This is a genomic window from Candidatus Magnetaquiglobus sp., assembly GCF_058402785.1.
In genome coordinates this window covers 1-14,720 of record NZ_JBZVFG010000021.1, presented here as the reverse complement: position 1 = coordinate 14,720, position 14,720 = coordinate 1, and the positions used below count along the sequence as shown (strand labels likewise).

Below are 14,720 nucleotides of genomic sequence, written 5' to 3'. Positions count from 1 at the left end.
CTTTGGATGACAGGAGCCGCGCATGACCTTGCAACCCGTTGAGATCGAACAACTCGCCTCAAGTCTTCAGCCCTATTTCAACCGCTGGCTGATCGAGCGCGGTCTGGATCAATCCACCTCGATGTATGAAATGGAGATGCGCGAACGGATCGTTCGGGTGGAAGAGGAGCTTAAGCATCAACGGGAGTTGATGCAGCAGGGCTTCTTCATGATGGAAAAACGCTTCGAGCAGGTGGACAAACGGTTCGAGCAGGTGGAGAGGCAGTTGGCGCAAACAGACAATCGCTTCGAAATGATGCAGACCGAAATGGCCAAACGGTTCGAGCAGGTGGACAAGCGCTTCGAAATGATGCAGACCGAAATGGCCAAACGGTTCGAGCAGGTGGACAAGCGCTTCGAAATGATGCAGACCGAAATGGCCAAACGGTTCGAGCAGGTGGACAAACGGTTCGAGCAGGTGGACAAACGGTTCGAGATGATGCAGACCGAGATGAACCGACGCTTCGAGCAGGTGGACAAACGGTTCGAGTCGCTGACCCAGAGGATCGACCGCTTCATGATCTGGTCGTTCGGGATCAACCTGACCACGGCGGGGATCATCATCACGGTGTTGAAGTTCTGGCATTGAGCGCATCCGGATCCCCCTGGCACGAGTCGGGAACCGGATGCGAACGGATCAATCCTCCCGCGACACCCGCATGATCTCTTCGAGGGTGGTGCGCCCGGTGTGCAACAACCGCAAGCCGTCGTCACGCAGACTGTTCGAAAAGCCGCGCGCGTGGGCGATCAACTCCCGTTCGCCCGCGTTGTCGTGGATGAGTCCCTTCAAGGTGTCATCGATGGCCACCAACTCATACACCCCGCCGCGCCCGATGAAACCGCTCCCCAGGCACGCCTCGCACCCCTTGGCGCGATAAAGCCGCTCCGGCATGTGGGACCAGGGACCGCCATTCAAGGCCAGATCGGACCACTCCTGACGGGAGACCGGACAGGGCTCCTTGCACGCCTCGCACAGCAACCGCACCAGGCGTTGCGCCAACACCGCCGTCAGGCTCGAGGAGAGCAGATAGGGTTCGACCCCCATGTCCTTCAACCGGGCCACGGCGCCGATGGCGCTGTTGGTGTGCAGGGTGGAGAGCACCAGATGGCCGGTGAGACTCGCCTGCACCGCGATGCGGGCAGTCTCCACGTCGCGGATCTCCCCCACCATGACGATATCCGGATCCTGGCGCAGAATCGCCCGCAACCCGCGGGCAAAGGTGAGATCCACCTTGGTGTTGACGTGGGTCTGACCGATCCCCTCCAGATCGTACTCGATGGGATCCTCGACGGTCATGATGTTGCGGCTGGTTTCGTTGAGACGTTTGAGCACCGCATACAAGGTGGTGGTCTTGCCGGAACCGGTGGGACCGGTGACCAGGATGATGCCGTTGGGACGGTGGATCAACCGATCCAGGGCGTCGCGCATGGCGGGGACCATGCCCAACTCCTCCAGGGTCAACCGTCCGGCCTGTTTGTCCAACAAACGCATCACCACCCGTTCGCCGTGACCGGTCGGCAGGGTGGAGACGCGCACGTCCACCGGTCGTCCGGCGATGCGCAACGAGATGCGTCCATCCTGCGGCAGTCGTTTCTCGGCGATGTCGAGCCGGGCCATCACCTTGACGCGCGAGGCGATCAGCGGGGAGAGGCTTCGTTTGGGCTCCAGCACCTTGCGCAGCACCCCGTCGATGCGAAACCGCACCACGAGCCGATCCTCGTAGGGTTCCAGATGGATGTCCGAGGCCCCCTTCTTGACCGCCTCGGTCACCAGGGCGTTGATCAGGCGGATGATCGGGGCGTCGTCGGCGCTGTCGGCCAGATCGCGCGGTTCGCCGATCTGCTCGGCGGCTCGCTCCAGATCGAGATCCTCGTCCAGGGCCCCGATCTCCTCCATGGCCTGGGAGGAGCCGGCCTCGAAGGTGCGTCGCAACAACTCCTCGAAGGGACCCGGCGCCAGTTCGGTCAGATGCAACGGGCGACGCAGGGCGCGACGCAGTTCCAACAACACGGCGAGATGGACATCGGGACGGTGGTGCACGCGCACGCCATGCTCCTCGACACCCGACACCAGGGCGCCATGCCGCTTGGCGAACGAGTAGGAGAGCACCGGACTCCGATGCGGGGATGGGGACCGAGAGGCGTCAGTTGACATGATCCGAGGCATCGGGCTGGTCGTCGCGCCAGGCGGAAATGCGTGGTGTCAGGCCGTTCAACTGGCGCAGGCCGCTCTGTGGCCCGGCCTCCGGTCGGGAACTCCCACCCTCCGGACTGCGGGAACTCCCACCCTCCGGACTGCGGAAACTCCCACCCTCCGGACTGCGGGAACTCCCACCCTCCGGAGGCGCATCCGTCACGGCAGGGGTGGGCCTCTTGGTGCTCTTTTTCGACGCCTTGACCACCGACTGTTCCGCTCCGGGGGTGGATTTCCCCTTGTTGGCGGTCGGCTTGGCCTTCCTGCTCTCCTTCTTGACCGGCGGTTCGTCAATCGGTGGATCCTGGAGGGGTTCCTCGCGCACCGGAGAGGGGCGAACCAGAGGCCTGGCGGGCTCGGACGCCCCGGAAGGCCGGTCCGCGCCACCCAGGCCGCGCTCCATGCGCAGTCCGCCGATCTCGGGCAACAGGGGCGGTTGATCGGTCAGGGTGACCGGTCCGCGTCCGCGCGGCGCGGCCAACTGCTGCTCGCGCATGGCCCGGTACTTCTCGTGGGTGAGATGGATGCCATCCTCGCGGGTACGCAGGATGGTGGGACGCAGGAAGACCATCAGATTCTTCTTCTCGTCCGTCGCCTCCTCCACCTGAAAGAGCATGCCGAGCAGTGGAAGATCCCCGAGAATCGGCACCCGCTTGTTGCTCATCTTCCGATCGCTGCTGATCAGCCCGCCCAACACCAGCACCTGTTGATCGTCCACCAGGACCGAGGTCTTGATGGCGCGGTTGTTGGTGTCGCGGTTGCCGAAGGAGTCCACCAGGCCGATCTCGGAGACCTCCTGGTGGATCTCCATGCGCACCACGTTCCCCTCGCTGATCTGGGGCCGGACCTTCAGGGTGAGGCCGACGTTCTCCCGGGTGATGGTGGTGAAGGGATTGCCCCCCTGGATGGTGGTGGTCTGGCCGGTGGAGACCGACATGCGCTTGCCCACCATGATCTCCGCCTCTTCGTTGTCCAAGGTGACGACCGTGGGGGTGGAGAGGACGTTGCTGGAGCCGTCGCCGTTCAGGGCGCGCAGCAGACCGACGAAGTTATCCCCGTTGGTTCCGCCGATCAGAAGACCCGAGGTCGATGCCAGGCCGGTGGCGGCATCCGCCGTCCCCTTGGCGATCAGACCGCCGATCTGCACCAGACCGAGACCGTTGCTCGTTGGCAGGTTGGTGCCGCCGATCACCCCCTTGTTGTCGCCCTTGCCACCGAGAATACCCCACTGCACCCCCAGATCCGCGGCCTTGGAGACCGACACCTCGACGATGATCGCCTCCACCTGCACCTGGGTCTGACGCACGTCGAGCTTCTTGATCACATCCTGCATCGATTGGAGCAGCGCCGGCGGGGCGGTGATCACCAGGGCGTTGGTCCCTTCGTAGGCCTGCACGTTGACCAGTCCGGTCGCCTCGACCTTTTTCTCCTTCTGGGTATTCTTGAGGTAGTCCTGTCCCATGGAGGCGAGCACATCGACCATCTTTTTGGCGTTGGCGTGTTTCAACTGCACGACGCGGGTATTCCCCCGCACCTCGACCGGGGTATCCAGATGGGTGATGATGGTGCGCAGCTTCAGCCGGGTGGCCTTGTCGCCACCCAACAGGATCGAGTTGGTGCGTTCGTCGGCCACCGCCACCTGACGGGCCACCTGTCCCGCCGGTTGTCCAGACGCGGGAGGCTGTCCCTGCTCCAGGGCGTTGACCACCCGCGCCACCTCCACCGCCGAGGCGTTGAGCAGCACGAGGGTCTCCACCTCCCCCTCGTCCGCCTGATCGACCCGCGAGACGATCACCCCCAGCCGTTCCACCACATCGGCATGGTCCGAGACGATCAGCATGTTGCCGTCGTCGTAGGAGGCCATGTGCGCCTTGGGGCTGGCCAGCGGACGCAGGGCACCCAGAACTTTGGCCGCGCTGACGTGTTTCAACTTGAAGACCCGCGTCACCACCTCGCTGCCGTCCGTGGCCTCGTCCGGGCGGGGGGCGCCGCTGTATTTCATTTCGGTGTCGGGGATGATCTTGATGGCGCCGTTGTCCGTAGGCACGGCGATGTAGCCATGGACCTCGAGGATGGAGAGAAACATCCGGTAGAGGTCCTTTTCGGTCATCGGCTTGGCGGAGATGACCGTCACCTTGCCCTTGATCTGCGGGTCGAGGATGAAGTTGTGTCCGGTGGCCTGGGCCACGGTCTCCACCAGGGTGGTCAGATCCGCGCCCTTGAGGTTCAACGTCAACTCGGCAGCATGCGCCGGAACGGTGAACGCCACCATCCCGACCATCAAAATCAGACGTGCAACCCGCGCCAGCATCGCTCGATCAGAACCTCGGATTTGGTGTGCCGTGGTGAAAATCCTGTTGACTCAATTCCCGCCCAACTCGTGATGCACGGTCATCGCCCTGCCGCCACGCAGCAGGCTGGCATGCAACACCCGGCTCCGGCTCAATCCCCCCAAGGCTTCCATCCCCTTGGCTGGTGAACTCAACACCACCCCATTCACCGAGGTGAGCACGTCACCGGGCATCAGGCCCAATCTTTCCAGCAATCCCGGCTCGTTGCCGGTCAGCAACCGATAGCCGCCGAACACTCCGTCCCGGCTCTCGACAGACATGGGAATGCGCGCCAACACCGCGTCCGGATTGGTCTGAAACTGCTCGCGCAACTCCCGCAACAGCTCCGCCGCCTCGCTCGCCGGGGGTGGAACCGCCGTGCCGGCCAGTTTCACATCCAGAGGCAGGAGGATACGCGGCAGGCGCAGGGTTTCGTGGTGTCCGCCCTTTTCCAGGATCACCCGATCGGGGCGCACCGCGACGATGCGGGCATCCCCCGGCAACTTGTCGCCGATGGCGTAGATCTTGTCCGCATCGCCACCCGACCGCACCGCCACCCGAGTTTCGGAACCCGAACCGTTGAGAATGCCGGTCAGCACCAGATTCAACCGGGTCTCCGGCGCATCCTCGGGCACGCTGACGGATACGATCGTCACGGGGTTGGCCGCCGCATCCTGACCGAACGGGTGCCAGTCGTTCCAGCCATGCAGGCGCTCCGGTCGTTCCGACCCGTTTTTCGGCGCCTCGGGAGTGGCGGGCGCGACGACCTCCGTCTCGGAACGCGACCAGGCGCGCTGGATCCGCCACGCATCATGGGCGATGGCGAACGCCAAAAGCAGATTGCCCGCGACCACGAGCCAGGTCAGGGGCTTGAGCCCCAGAAAACGCCGTTCACCGGTCGAGGCGCGAGCCTCTACGGCACCACCGATCGGTTTCAACGGGTTGGCGGTCGGCATGGGGCGTGACACGGATTTCACGGCAGACGTGCCTCCCGATGACGTGACAAAGGTCGTGAACCATCCCCCCGCAAACAAAAAAAGCCCCGTGCCGCGAACGACACGGGGACCCTTGCCATGAAGCCTCCACAAGGGAAGTCCACGGTCGTGGGGTGCCGGGGGTCACCCCCCATCCTTCATGTTAGCATAGACCGCTTACGGGTTCCAGGGCAACTCCCAACCTTTCGGCGCCTCACCCCTGGCGGGCAGCATGCGCAGGAAGCGGATCCCCAGCACATAGATCACGCCGGCGATGCCGACGCCACCCAACCCCAGCAGCAACTCCGGCAAGGTTGGGACATAGGTTCCGGAGAGCCCGTCCTGGAAAACGCTGGAAATGGTATACCCCGGGAACAGGTCGAACGGATAGGCCTGGCCGGCCATCAGGGTGTGACCCACGAAACAGAAGGTTCCGATCACCACATAGGCCGAGGCCATCAGCACGCCGTTGACGCTGTTGCCGATGTTGTGGTTGAACAGCAGCCCCATCGGCAGAATCACCCCCAGACCCCACACCCCCAGCCAGTAGAGCCAGGCCCACGGACCGGTGAGAATCCAGGTTTCGACCGCGTAGGAGGATGGATCGTACATGCGGGTGAACTTCTCGACCACCAGCAGATAGGCCACCAGCGCCAAAAAGAAGATCATGGCGTTGCGCATGCCGTAGACCAGGCGCGCGTCCAGTTCGCGTTTGGTGTGGCGGAAGGTGTAGACCAACAGCAGGATGCTCAGCGCCGTGCCCGAGGAGAGGGAGACGGCCACGAAGGTCGGGGCGGTGATCGCCGAACCGAACACTTCGCGTCCCTGGATCACGCCGAAGATCGAGCCCGTGCCGGTGGTCAGCACCAGACGCCAGGCAAAGGCGGCGGTGCCGACGAACTTCTTGTACTGCTTGTACTCGAACATGGTCCAGAGATAGAGCAGGCACAGGGTCAGAAAGCCGGTATACAGGAAGACGTTCCAGGTGAACATGGAACGGAAGTTCATGTGGATCATGGTCAGGAGCATGTTGTCGGGCCGGCCCAGATCGAGCACCAGCACGGCCAGGCCACCGCTCAGGAGCGCGATGGAGAGGAAGGCCGAGAAGCGTCCGAACTGTTCGAACTGCTTGACCGCGAAGACCGTGGACATGGACCCCATGTTCAGGGCGCCCGAGGCCATCACCAACAGCGAAATGGCGAAGACGTGCGGCAGGCCCCAGACGATCTGGTTGTTCATGCCGGTGACGCCGTGACCGTGGATTTCGACGTACAGAAACGACGCCGCTCCCAGCAGCACCAGCGCGACCATGGCGCCGAGAACCTTCCAATATCCGAGGGAACGGCCCTCGATGGCGGAGTATTCGCTCAGCATGATGGCCTCCTAGATGCCCTGGTAGTGGACATGGGGTTTGAGCCCCAGATCCGGACGGATGGTTTGGCTCTTCTCCTTGAGAAGCCTCTGGGAGATCTCGGAGTTGGGATCGTTGATGTCCCCGAAGATCATCGCCCCCTTGTCGGCCTTGGCGCAGGCCTCGACACAAGCCGGCGGCTTGCCCTCGTCGATGCGATGGGCGCAGAAGGTGCATTTTTCCACCACGCCGGCGGCACGGATCGGCACGTTCGGGTTGCCCTCCTTCGGGGGGCGGGTCTTGTGGAAGACCAGCGAGCGGGCCTTGTAGGGGCAGGCGATGATGCAGTACCGGCAGCCGATGCAACGGTGCTTGTCGATCAGCACCAGACCATCGTGACGGACGAACGACGCCTCGGTGGGACAGACATGCACGCAGGGCGGATTTTCGCAGTGGTTGCAGAGCACCGGCAGGCTCACCGTCGGCTTGCGCAGGCCTTGATCCTTCAACTCCACCTTGCGAATCCAGTGGATATCCCGTTGCGGATCGCCGAACAGCGGCACGTTGTTCTCCGCGCGGCAGGCCTTGGTGCAAGCCGTGCAGTCCGAGGTGCATCGGGTGGTGTCGATGAGCATGGCCCATCGTTTGCCCGTGCCCGACGAGGGGGTTGGCGCAGCCGGGGCGGCGATCAAATGGAGGCCCGGCGCCAGCGCCACTCCCGCGGCGATGGCCCCACCCAGGCCGAGTACCGATCTTCTATCCATGGTCATGGCTGAAGTTCCCAAAAAGGGGTCATTTGGGATATTGGTGGCAATCGAAACAGTTCGGCGCCACCCCCACGTAAGCATGGCAGCGGTCGCAGAACCGCTCCTTGCTCGGATGGCAAGAGATGCAGCCCAGAAAGGATTCCGTCGGGACGGCCTTCCCCTCGCGTACCGTCTCTTCCCGTTTATGCTTCAAGAAGTCCATGTGGTTGCGCCGCATCCACTCGGCATCACGCACGCACGGTCCGCGCACGGCCTTCTCCGGCTGGGGCGGATCGGCCTGAACCGAAAGGGGCGCCGCGATCCACGCCGCGAACAGCACCAACAACAGCAGAAACGCTCGCGACCAGCGTCCCGCCCAGGATGTGGGAGACTTCACGGACTCTCCTCCTCCATCTCGTAAGGTTGATGCTCCCGCCGGCATCCGGAACGGACACCGGCGGAAGATGCGCATGGACGCGATCAAAGCCAGGAGTGGGTCAGATTCTTCTCGACCAGATCCACGAAGCCGTCGTAATCGGTGGTCTTGATCCCCTCCACCAGTTCGGTGACGGCACGGGCCTGCAAATCGGCGCTCAGAGCGAGAACCTCGCACTTCGCCATCGCCTCTTCGAGCAGTCCGACCTTGACATTGCCGGCCTGGGCCGCCAGCACGCCATCCTCGATCAACAGAATGACATCCCCTTGGCTGGCAAAACGGACGCAGCTCTCCAGCGTCGTGTTCTGGAAGGGGGATTTGTTCACGGTATGCAACATGATCCAGGGTCTCCTCGATTCTGTTTGGCTCTTGCCGTGGAACTCCCGCCAGGAAGGGCCACGACAAGGGGGTGAGGGGGCGCGCCCCCCATCATGCAGGTTAGAAAGCCAGAATGTTGTGCTGTTGAGCCATCATGGCCGCGATCTGGTCGCCATCGACCACTTCGGGCTTGATCGGCTCCTCGGTATCCTCGTCTTCGCCGATCACCAGCAGATCGTCCTCGGTCATGCCGCGATCTTCCATGGACTTGCGATCCACGTAGACCTGGGAGATTTCGTAATCGACCAGCGCGCCGTAAGTGGCCGCGAACCCCTTGATGCCCAGCTCCTTGGTGTTCTGGCCCTGCTTGACCGCGAACACGCCGTCATCCATGAAGACCACGGAGATGTCGGCGTCGTAGGCGGCCATGATCAACTTGACCTCCAGCCCTTCATAGACATAGATCGATCCGTGCGGCGGTTTGCGGACCGTGAACATGATTTTCTTGATCTCTTCGGCCATTTTCCGAACTCCTCCTAATCAATCGCCAAATACCACGAGCCGGTCGGCTTCGATGGCCATCATGGTCAGTTGTCCCAGTCCCGAGATACGCACGTTGGGCACGAGCACGTCATCGACGATGCCGCGCCGCTTGGCCGCCGCGATGCAGACAACGATGTCGATCCCGGCAGCCCCCAGCGCCGACCAGCGATTGGCGATGTGCCGGTCGTCCTGCGGCGGTTCCATCAGCTTGGTGACGTTGTAAACCCCGTCGTGGTAGAAGAAAATCCCCTTGATCTCATGCCCTTTCTTGATGGCCGCCTGGAGAAAGTTGTAGGCCGTGTCCGAGGCCTCATGATTATAAGGTCCTTCGTAGATACATACCGCAAGTTTCATGGTCCGGTCTCTCTGTCGTATGTTGCCACGGGTGTGATTGAATGGCGTCCGAAGGCACTCCCTCTGACGCAAACACATATTAGTATATCACGATTCAATGATATTGGAACCGATAATCTTCACTTTTTTGCACGCCGGACTGGCATGACGGAAAGATCCCCCCTCACCTTCCGACCGCGGACCCGCCTTCGGGCGTCGCACGCCAGAAATCGGCCAGGAATGCGGCCCATCCTGGAGACCCCTGGGCGTGAAGATGTGCGTAACAGGCCAGAATATTACGAAATTTCAGGCCATCGCGCCGGCCATCGACCCCGAAGCCGCGGGTGACGCCAAAGGCGTACTCCACCCCATCGCCCACCCGCGTGACGCGGGAGTGGTGGAACTCGTGGCAGGGGAGCGCCACCCCGGCGCCGGGCCAGGGGAGATCCCCGGTCCCCTCGATTTGCATGTAGCCGTAGCCGACCGGACGTTTCTCCACCGTCACCTCGATGGGCAGGGCGCCGATCATCTCCACCCGTCTCTCCCCCCAGGCGATCGATTCGGCGAGCATCATCAATCCGCCGCACTCGGCGAAGATCGGCATCCCCGCCTCGGCGCGGCGACGGATCTCGTCGAGCAGGGGGCGTCTGGCGGCCAGATCCTCCATGAACACCTCGGGAAAACCGCCCCCCAGATAGAGGCCGTCGCACCCCTCGGGAAGCGCCGCATCGTCGAGCATGGAAAAGGGGACGAGTTCCACGCCGGAAGCGCGCAACGCCTCGAGGTTCTCCGGGTAATAGAAATGGGTGGCCTGATCGAGGGCCATGGCCACCCGCACCACGGGCGCGCCGTGGGGTCGAGGAGCGGAATCGTGCGCGGCGAGCGGATAAGGCCAGGGTGGGGCGGCATGGCCGAGCGCCAGAATGGCATCCAGATCGACATGGGCGGCGATGGTGTCGCGGATGGCGCGGATGCGTTCCGCCAGGCTCTCTCCTTCCACCACGGGTTGCAGTCCCAGATGGCGTTCATCGATGGCCATGGCACGGGTCCGGGGGATCGCGCCCAGGATCGGCACCGGCACGAAACGATTCAGGGCGATGCGCAACCGCTCCTCGTGACGGGGGGAGGCGACGTTGTTGAGCACCACGCCCCGGATCCACGCACCACCCGGAAAATCGAGGTGACCGCGAATCAACGGCGCGATGCCGCGCGAGGCCCCCTTGCAATCGACCACCAGCAGGACCGGCGTTTGCAACAGATCGGCCAGGGCCGCCCCGCAATCGGCCCCTTCCAGGTCCTGTCCGTCGAAGTAGCCGTGGTTGCCCTCGATGAGGGCCAGATCACCGCCCGCGCAATATCTGGGGAAATTCTCCAGGATCGCGGGGCGACCCATGATGTGGAAATCGAGATTGTGACAGGTAGCCCCGGCGGCGCGACTCAACCAGGCCGGATCGATGAAATCCGGCCCCTTCTTGAAGGGACGCACCGCCACGCCGCGCGCGGCCAGGGCCGAGGCCAATCCCAGGGTAAGGGTGGTCTTGCCCGAACTCTTGCGGGTGGCGGCGATGAGCAGACGCGGAATCATGCGCGCCTCCCCTGGCATGCCGCGCGATTCCCCCCTATCCTGTTGCGAACCGTGTTTCGCGTCACCGTCGCCTCTCTACCATCGATGATCCATACCCATGCCAAAAGAACAAGGAGCGCCGCGCGTGTCCACTCCCACCATCGGCGTATTGCTCGCGCAACTCGGCACCCCGGACGCCCCCGAAACCCAGGCGGTGCGACGTTTTCTCAAGGAGTTTCTATCCGACCGGCGTGTCGTCGATCTGCCGCGATGGAAATGGCTGCCACTCCTGCACGGCGTCATCCTGCCCGTCCGTTCTCCCCGTTCCGCCCGGCTCTATCGAAAAATCTGGCGTCCGGACGGGGTGTCCCCCCTGCTCCACCACACCCGGCGGGTGACCGAGGGGCTGGGCGCGCGACTCGGAGCCGGAATCCGGGTGGAATTCGCCATGCGCTACGGCTCCCCCGCCATCGCCGAGACCCTTCATACCATGACCCGCGCCGGAATCCAACGGCTCTTGATCATTCCCCTTTTTCCCCAATACGCCTCGGCCACCACCGCCTCGATCGCCGATGCCGTGGCCATGGCGTTCGCGGAGGAGCGTTTGCAACCCACCCTGCGCTTCGCGCCGCCCTTTTTCGCGGATGACGGCTACATCCGCGCCTTGGCCGACGTGGCCCGCGCCCGACTCGATCCGACCGAGCCCCGCGACTGGCTCTTCTCTTTCCATGGCCTGCCCCAACGGTTCATCGACGAGGGGGATCCCTACGCCGAACAGTGCCGGATCACCGCGCAACGACTGGCCGAGGAATTGCATTTACCCTCGGAGCGCTGGCATGTCGGCTTTCAGTCGCGCTTTGGCCGGGAGGTCTGGTTGACACCGGATACCGCCGGCCTGCTCGACGCGCTGCCGCGTCAAGGAAGGCGGGATCTGGCGGTGCTCTGTCCCGGTTTCACGGCGGATTGCCTGGAAACTCTGGAAGAGATCGCGGTGGAGGGCGCGGAAATTTTCCACCGGGCTGGCGGGGAACGATTCGACTATGTGCCCTGCCTGAACGACACCCCCGCCTGGATCGGCGCCCTGACCGAAATCGCACGGCGGGAGTTGTCGGGCTGGCTTGAAAAGAATTGAAAAAAACCATTTCAAACGGCGTGCCTACACGCTATGATGAAGGATGCGGACCTTGGTGCTCCCGGAGACGGATCGCGGGCATCTGGATTTTATCGAAATTTAGGAACATAACTCATGAATAAGATTCCGAAATTGCAATCCCTCGATGAGGCCCAACTCCTCGTGGAAGAGCTGTATGAGAAGGTTCAGGAGGCCACCGAGGAACTGCGACGCGCGGACGGGTTCAGCCGCAACAACGCCCAGGTGATCGAAAAGCTCGCCATCTCCGCCCAGGAGATCGGTCAGGCGGTGAAAATGATCAAAAACATCGCCGGTCAAACCAACATGCTGGCCCTCAACGCCGCCATCGAGGCCGCCGGCGCCGGCGAGGCGGGCAAGGGATTCGCGGTGGTGGCCAACGAAGTCAAGGATCTGGCCCGTCAAACCGCCGAGGCCACCAACCTGATCTCCAAAAAAATGGCCGACATCCTCAAGAATACCGCCGGCGCCTCGGATACCGCCCGCGAAATCACCGAAAGCATCGAAAAGATCCGTCGCGCCAACGACGAGATCATCCAGGTCACCCACGACTCCAGCGGCATGAGCTGAACCGGAATCGGTGATCCGGCGCGCGGCATGACGACTGCGACCATTTGAAATCCAGTGATGATAACCGCGATGCGGACCAAACCGCTCTCCTCATTGCCTGAAGGCACGACATGAGGCGGTTCGTTACTGGTGCGTCGGATCCCTTAAAAAGAGTGCTGTTTGAAGCTGCCAGGCAGGGCGGCAGGAGTGCATGGGACCCAATGGCGCGGTTTTTCCCTGACCTGGGGAAACGGGTCTGAAAGTGGCCGTCGGCCAACGATTGGAACGCGAAAAGCTCATCATTGCCGATAATCTCGGTGATCAAAAGGCCAACTCAACGGCATTGGGTTGAGATGTCGGCACTTGAAACCACCGATCCATGCGCGAAGCACATCCCATTCAACACCTTCAGGCCAGCAGGCAAACGGGACTCGTCCGCGCCGATGTCACCAATGGCATCCACATGTGATTGCACACATTCAAGGACATCCTCATTGGAACCGAGTTCCTCGGGCGGCGCCCCCTTGCCAAGGAAACGTTTTACGGTCCAACAGGCAAGATACTTCTCTTCATCCTGAGCCAGAAACCTCTCCAGAAAAATCTTTCTGGTTTTGTTGCTTGGCGCGACATTGACGACCGTGACCGATTTGCCGTTAACCTCGATACTGCGACCGGTGTACAACATCGAGTTGCGGCAGTGTCAGCCGCAACCTCATATTTCTTCAAGGATGATCTGGCCACCCCTCCCGGTTGACTCAATCGGCGACAGCCTTTTGGGCGACGTTTCACCGCTCGTGGTTCCGCTCTACCAGGTCGATTGCCCATCCTGACGGCAGGCGATGGCCCGCAGCCTTATCATCCATGATCCTGGTAATCCGCCTCCCGGCCCTCCGGCAATGTCCACCCCTCCCCGTAGGTGGCGCGAATGTACGCCGCGCTGGGACGCAACCCCATTCCAAAAAGCATGCGGTCGCGCTCGGCGATGGGACGCTGATCCTGATCTTCCGAAACCCGTCTCCACACCTTCGGCGGATGGGCCGTGGGGAAATTCCACGCGGTCAGCCACGCCCCAACGCTCCGATTGAAACTGTCGGAGATCAAATCCGCATCCGCCTTCACCACCTCGTTGCGCACATGCTTGTGTACGTCCGCTCGGTACTGCCCGCCCCCGGCATCGGTGGTCAGGGTCTGGGAGAGGGTCACCTTGGCGATGGCCGCGTTCATGCGATCGATGAAGCTCTCGTAACTCACCTGGCCGCCACGGGAGGATTCGATCAACTCCACCTTCATCCCCTCGGGCACGATGATCCCGGAATCGGTCTGAATCGCCCGCAGCGCGGCCAGCAAACGTCGTTTCTCCTCGTCGGTGGCGTTGGCCGGATAACTCCCCATGGCGGTGGGCATGCCGAACTTGTCCATGAAGATCAGCCAGAGTTTCAAACCGTTGCGCTTGAAAAAAACCGGCCAGTAGAGCCAATGGGCCAGACCCAGGCCATAGGGATCGTCGTCGTTGTCCGCGCCGGCGTGGAAGTGCCAGAACTTGCGCTCCGGCAGTGCCAGACCGTTCGGTTCGCCAGGAGTGACCAGCATCGGCCTGCCGAGGGGATCGAAGGTGAAACGGCGCTGCTTGCGCACCCGTAACGCCTCCAGGGTGACGAATCGGCCATCCCGCCCCCAAAGACACTCGGCCACCGCGAAGCCGTAGAAGATGCCGTAAAGCATTTTATCGGTCACGTTGTCCCAACCGATCCGGTTGAGGGTGTCGAGGAGGAGATCGGCGGCCATGCGACTCTCCCGATCCGGACCGCCCGGACGCACCCCCCATTCGGCGGAGGTGACCGCCATGCGACGCTGCTGGAAGGTGGAGGCGACCTGATCATCCCGCAACACATCCTCGTACAGGGTGTAATCCCCGCCCCGGTCGCGCAGCACCGAGTCCTGGGGCAGGAGGGCATTCATCAACCCGCCGAAATCGCGGGTGATGTCGCGGCCATCACCGGAGACGGCGACTTCGCGAAACAGGGGGGTGACCGCTTTGGCGCGCGACTTGACCTTGGCCATGATGATCTCGACTCCTCGAATCGGTAGCAGACGAAGGAAAAGAAACTGAAGGAACCTTCAACCCGAATCAAGATAGTCCGGCACTGGGCTCCGACTGTTCTATGCGCCCTTGACCGAGGCTGGAAGAGGCTG

General features: G+C 62.6%; 15 protein-coding genes. 3 read left to right on the top strand and 12 right to left on the bottom strand.

Translation table 11 applies throughout. The features are described 5' to 3' along the window. Positions 1 to 22 precede the first annotated feature (22 nt). Positions 23 to 628 (top strand): hypothetical protein, encoded by a 606-nt coding sequence (locus ACV4UY_RS08845; protein WP_491607237.1) that lies wholly within the window; start codon positions 23 to 25, stop codon positions 626 to 628. Positions 629 to 676: 48 nt separating this feature from the next. On the opposite strand, the gene gspE is transcribed toward ACV4UY_RS08845, so the two are convergent. The 10 genes from gspE to ACV4UY_RS08795 form a co-directional block, all read right to left on the bottom strand. Continuing rightward, positions 677 to 2,194, bottom strand: coding sequence for a type II secretion system ATPase GspE (gspE, locus tag ACV4UY_RS08840; protein ID WP_491607236.1), 1,518 nt, complete (start codon positions 2,192 to 2,194; stop codon positions 677 to 679). Then, positions 2,184 to 4,544 carry a type II secretion system secretin GspD gene (gene gspD / locus ACV4UY_RS08835; RefSeq protein ID WP_491607235.1) on the bottom strand — a complete coding sequence of 787 codons (2,361 nt, stop codon included), beginning with the start codon at positions 4,542 to 4,544 and terminating at the stop codon, positions 2,184 to 2,186. The genes gspE and gspD overlap by 11 nt, the downstream gene beginning before the upstream one ends. A 51-nt stretch (positions 4,545 to 4,595) precedes the next feature. After that, the gene (locus ACV4UY_RS08830; RefSeq protein ID WP_491607234.1) at positions 4,596 to 5,540 is read right to left on the bottom strand and encodes a type II secretion system protein N; all 945 of its coding nucleotides are present in this window, start codon (positions 5,538 to 5,540) and stop codon (positions 4,596 to 4,598) included. A 174-nt stretch (positions 5,541 to 5,714) separates the two neighbouring features. Continuing rightward, positions 5,715 to 6,911 carry an NrfD/PsrC family molybdoenzyme membrane anchor subunit gene (nrfD, locus tag ACV4UY_RS08825; RefSeq protein WP_491607233.1) on the bottom strand — a complete coding sequence of 399 codons (1,197 nt, stop codon included), beginning with the start codon at positions 6,909 to 6,911 and terminating at the stop codon, positions 5,715 to 5,717. A gap of 9 nt (positions 6,912 to 6,920) precedes the next feature. Next, positions 6,921 to 7,658 carry a sulfate reduction electron transfer complex DsrMKJOP subunit DsrO gene (gene dsrO, locus ACV4UY_RS08820; protein ID WP_491607232.1) on the bottom strand — a complete coding sequence of 246 codons (738 nt, stop codon included), beginning with the start codon at positions 7,656 to 7,658 and terminating at the stop codon, positions 6,921 to 6,923. A gap of 22 nt (positions 7,659 to 7,680) precedes the next feature. After that, entirely contained in the window at positions 7,681 to 8,031 is a 351-nt protein-coding gene (locus ACV4UY_RS08815) for an Hdr-like menaquinol oxidoreductase cytochrome c subunit (protein WP_491607231.1), read from the bottom strand. A gap of 83 nt (positions 8,032 to 8,114) precedes the next feature. Continuing rightward, positions 8,115 to 8,408 (bottom strand): sulfurtransferase complex subunit TusB, encoded by a 294-nt coding sequence (gene tusB, locus ACV4UY_RS08810; RefSeq protein ID WP_491607230.1) that lies wholly within the window; start codon positions 8,406 to 8,408, stop codon positions 8,115 to 8,117. 100 nt (positions 8,409 to 8,508) lie between these two features. Then, positions 8,509 to 8,910 carry a DsrE family protein gene (locus ACV4UY_RS08805; protein WP_420904976.1) on the bottom strand — a complete coding sequence of 134 codons (402 nt, stop codon included), beginning with the start codon at positions 8,908 to 8,910 and terminating at the stop codon, positions 8,509 to 8,511. An 18-nt stretch (positions 8,911 to 8,928) separates the two neighbouring features. Further along, the gene (tusD, locus tag ACV4UY_RS08800) at positions 8,929 to 9,285 is read right to left on the bottom strand and encodes a sulfurtransferase complex subunit TusD (RefSeq protein WP_491607229.1); all 357 of its coding nucleotides are present in this window, start codon (positions 9,283 to 9,285) and stop codon (positions 8,929 to 8,931) included. A gap of 163 nt (positions 9,286 to 9,448) precedes the next feature. Beyond that, complete coding sequence (locus ACV4UY_RS08795) at positions 9,449 to 10,849, bottom strand: cobyrinic acid a,c-diamide synthase CobB (RefSeq protein WP_491607228.1); 1,401 nt, start codon at positions 10,847 to 10,849, stop codon at positions 9,449 to 9,451. A 124-nt stretch (positions 10,850 to 10,973) separates the two neighbouring features. Between ACV4UY_RS08795 and hemH the strand changes: the two genes are divergently transcribed. Then, positions 10,974 to 11,960 carry a ferrochelatase gene (hemH, locus tag ACV4UY_RS08790; RefSeq protein ID WP_491607227.1) on the top strand — a complete coding sequence of 329 codons (987 nt, stop codon included), beginning with the start codon at positions 10,974 to 10,976 and terminating at the stop codon, positions 11,958 to 11,960. 114 nt (positions 11,961 to 12,074) lie between these two features. Next, entirely contained in the window at positions 12,075 to 12,548 is a 474-nt protein-coding gene (locus tag ACV4UY_RS08785) for a methyl-accepting chemotaxis protein (RefSeq protein WP_420904980.1), read from the top strand. Positions 12,549 to 12,861: 313 nt separating this feature from the next. On the opposite strand, the gene ACV4UY_RS08780 is transcribed toward ACV4UY_RS08785, so the two are convergent. After that, the gene (locus ACV4UY_RS08780) at positions 12,862 to 13,212 is read right to left on the bottom strand and encodes a hypothetical protein (RefSeq protein WP_491607226.1); all 351 of its coding nucleotides are present in this window, start codon (positions 13,210 to 13,212) and stop codon (positions 12,862 to 12,864) included. Between the two features lie 170 nt (positions 13,213 to 13,382). Then, positions 13,383 to 14,588, bottom strand: coding sequence for a DUF935 domain-containing protein (locus tag ACV4UY_RS08775; RefSeq protein ID WP_491607225.1), 1,206 nt, complete (start codon positions 14,586 to 14,588; stop codon positions 13,383 to 13,385). Positions 14,589 to 14,720 lie beyond the last annotated feature (132 nt).

Coding starts and splice junctions, on each gene's coding strand:
- ACV4UY_RS08845 (WP_491607237.1), top strand. CDS start 23: ATGACCTTGCAACCCGTTGAGATCGAACAACTCGCCTCAAGTCTTCAG.
- gspE (WP_491607236.1), bottom strand. CDS start 2,194: ATGTCAACTGACGCCTCTCGGTCCCCATCCCCGCATCGGAGTCCGGTG.
- gspD (WP_491607235.1), bottom strand. CDS start 4,544: ATGCTGGCGCGGGTTGCACGTCTGATTTTGATGGTCGGGATGGTGGCG.
- nrfD (WP_491607233.1), bottom strand. CDS start 6,911: ATGCTGAGCGAATACTCCGCCATCGAGGGCCGTTCCCTCGGATATTGG.
- dsrO (WP_491607232.1), bottom strand. CDS start 7,658: ATGACCATGGATAGAAGATCGGTACTCGGCCTGGGTGGGGCCATCGCC.
- tusB (WP_491607230.1), bottom strand. CDS start 8,408: ATGTTGCATACCGTGAACAAATCCCCCTTCCAGAACACGACGCTGGAG.
- ACV4UY_RS08805 (WP_420904976.1), bottom strand. CDS start 8,910: ATGGCCGAAGAGATCAAGAAAATCATGTTCACGGTCCGCAAACCGCCG.
- tusD (WP_491607229.1), bottom strand. CDS start 9,285: ATGAAACTTGCGGTATGTATCTACGAAGGACCTTATAATCATGAGGCC.
- ACV4UY_RS08795 (WP_491607228.1), bottom strand. CDS start 10,849: ATGATTCCGCGTCTGCTCATCGCCGCCACCCGCAAGAGTTCGGGCAAG.
- ACV4UY_RS08785 (WP_420904980.1), top strand. CDS start 12,075: ATGAATAAGATTCCGAAATTGCAATCCCTCGATGAGGCCCAACTCCTC.
- ACV4UY_RS08780 (WP_491607226.1), bottom strand. CDS start 13,212: ATGTTGTACACCGGTCGCAGTATCGAGGTTAACGGCAAATCGGTCACG.
- ACV4UY_RS08775 (WP_491607225.1), bottom strand. CDS start 14,588: ATGGCCAAGGTCAAGTCGCGCGCCAAAGCGGTCACCCCCCTGTTTCGC.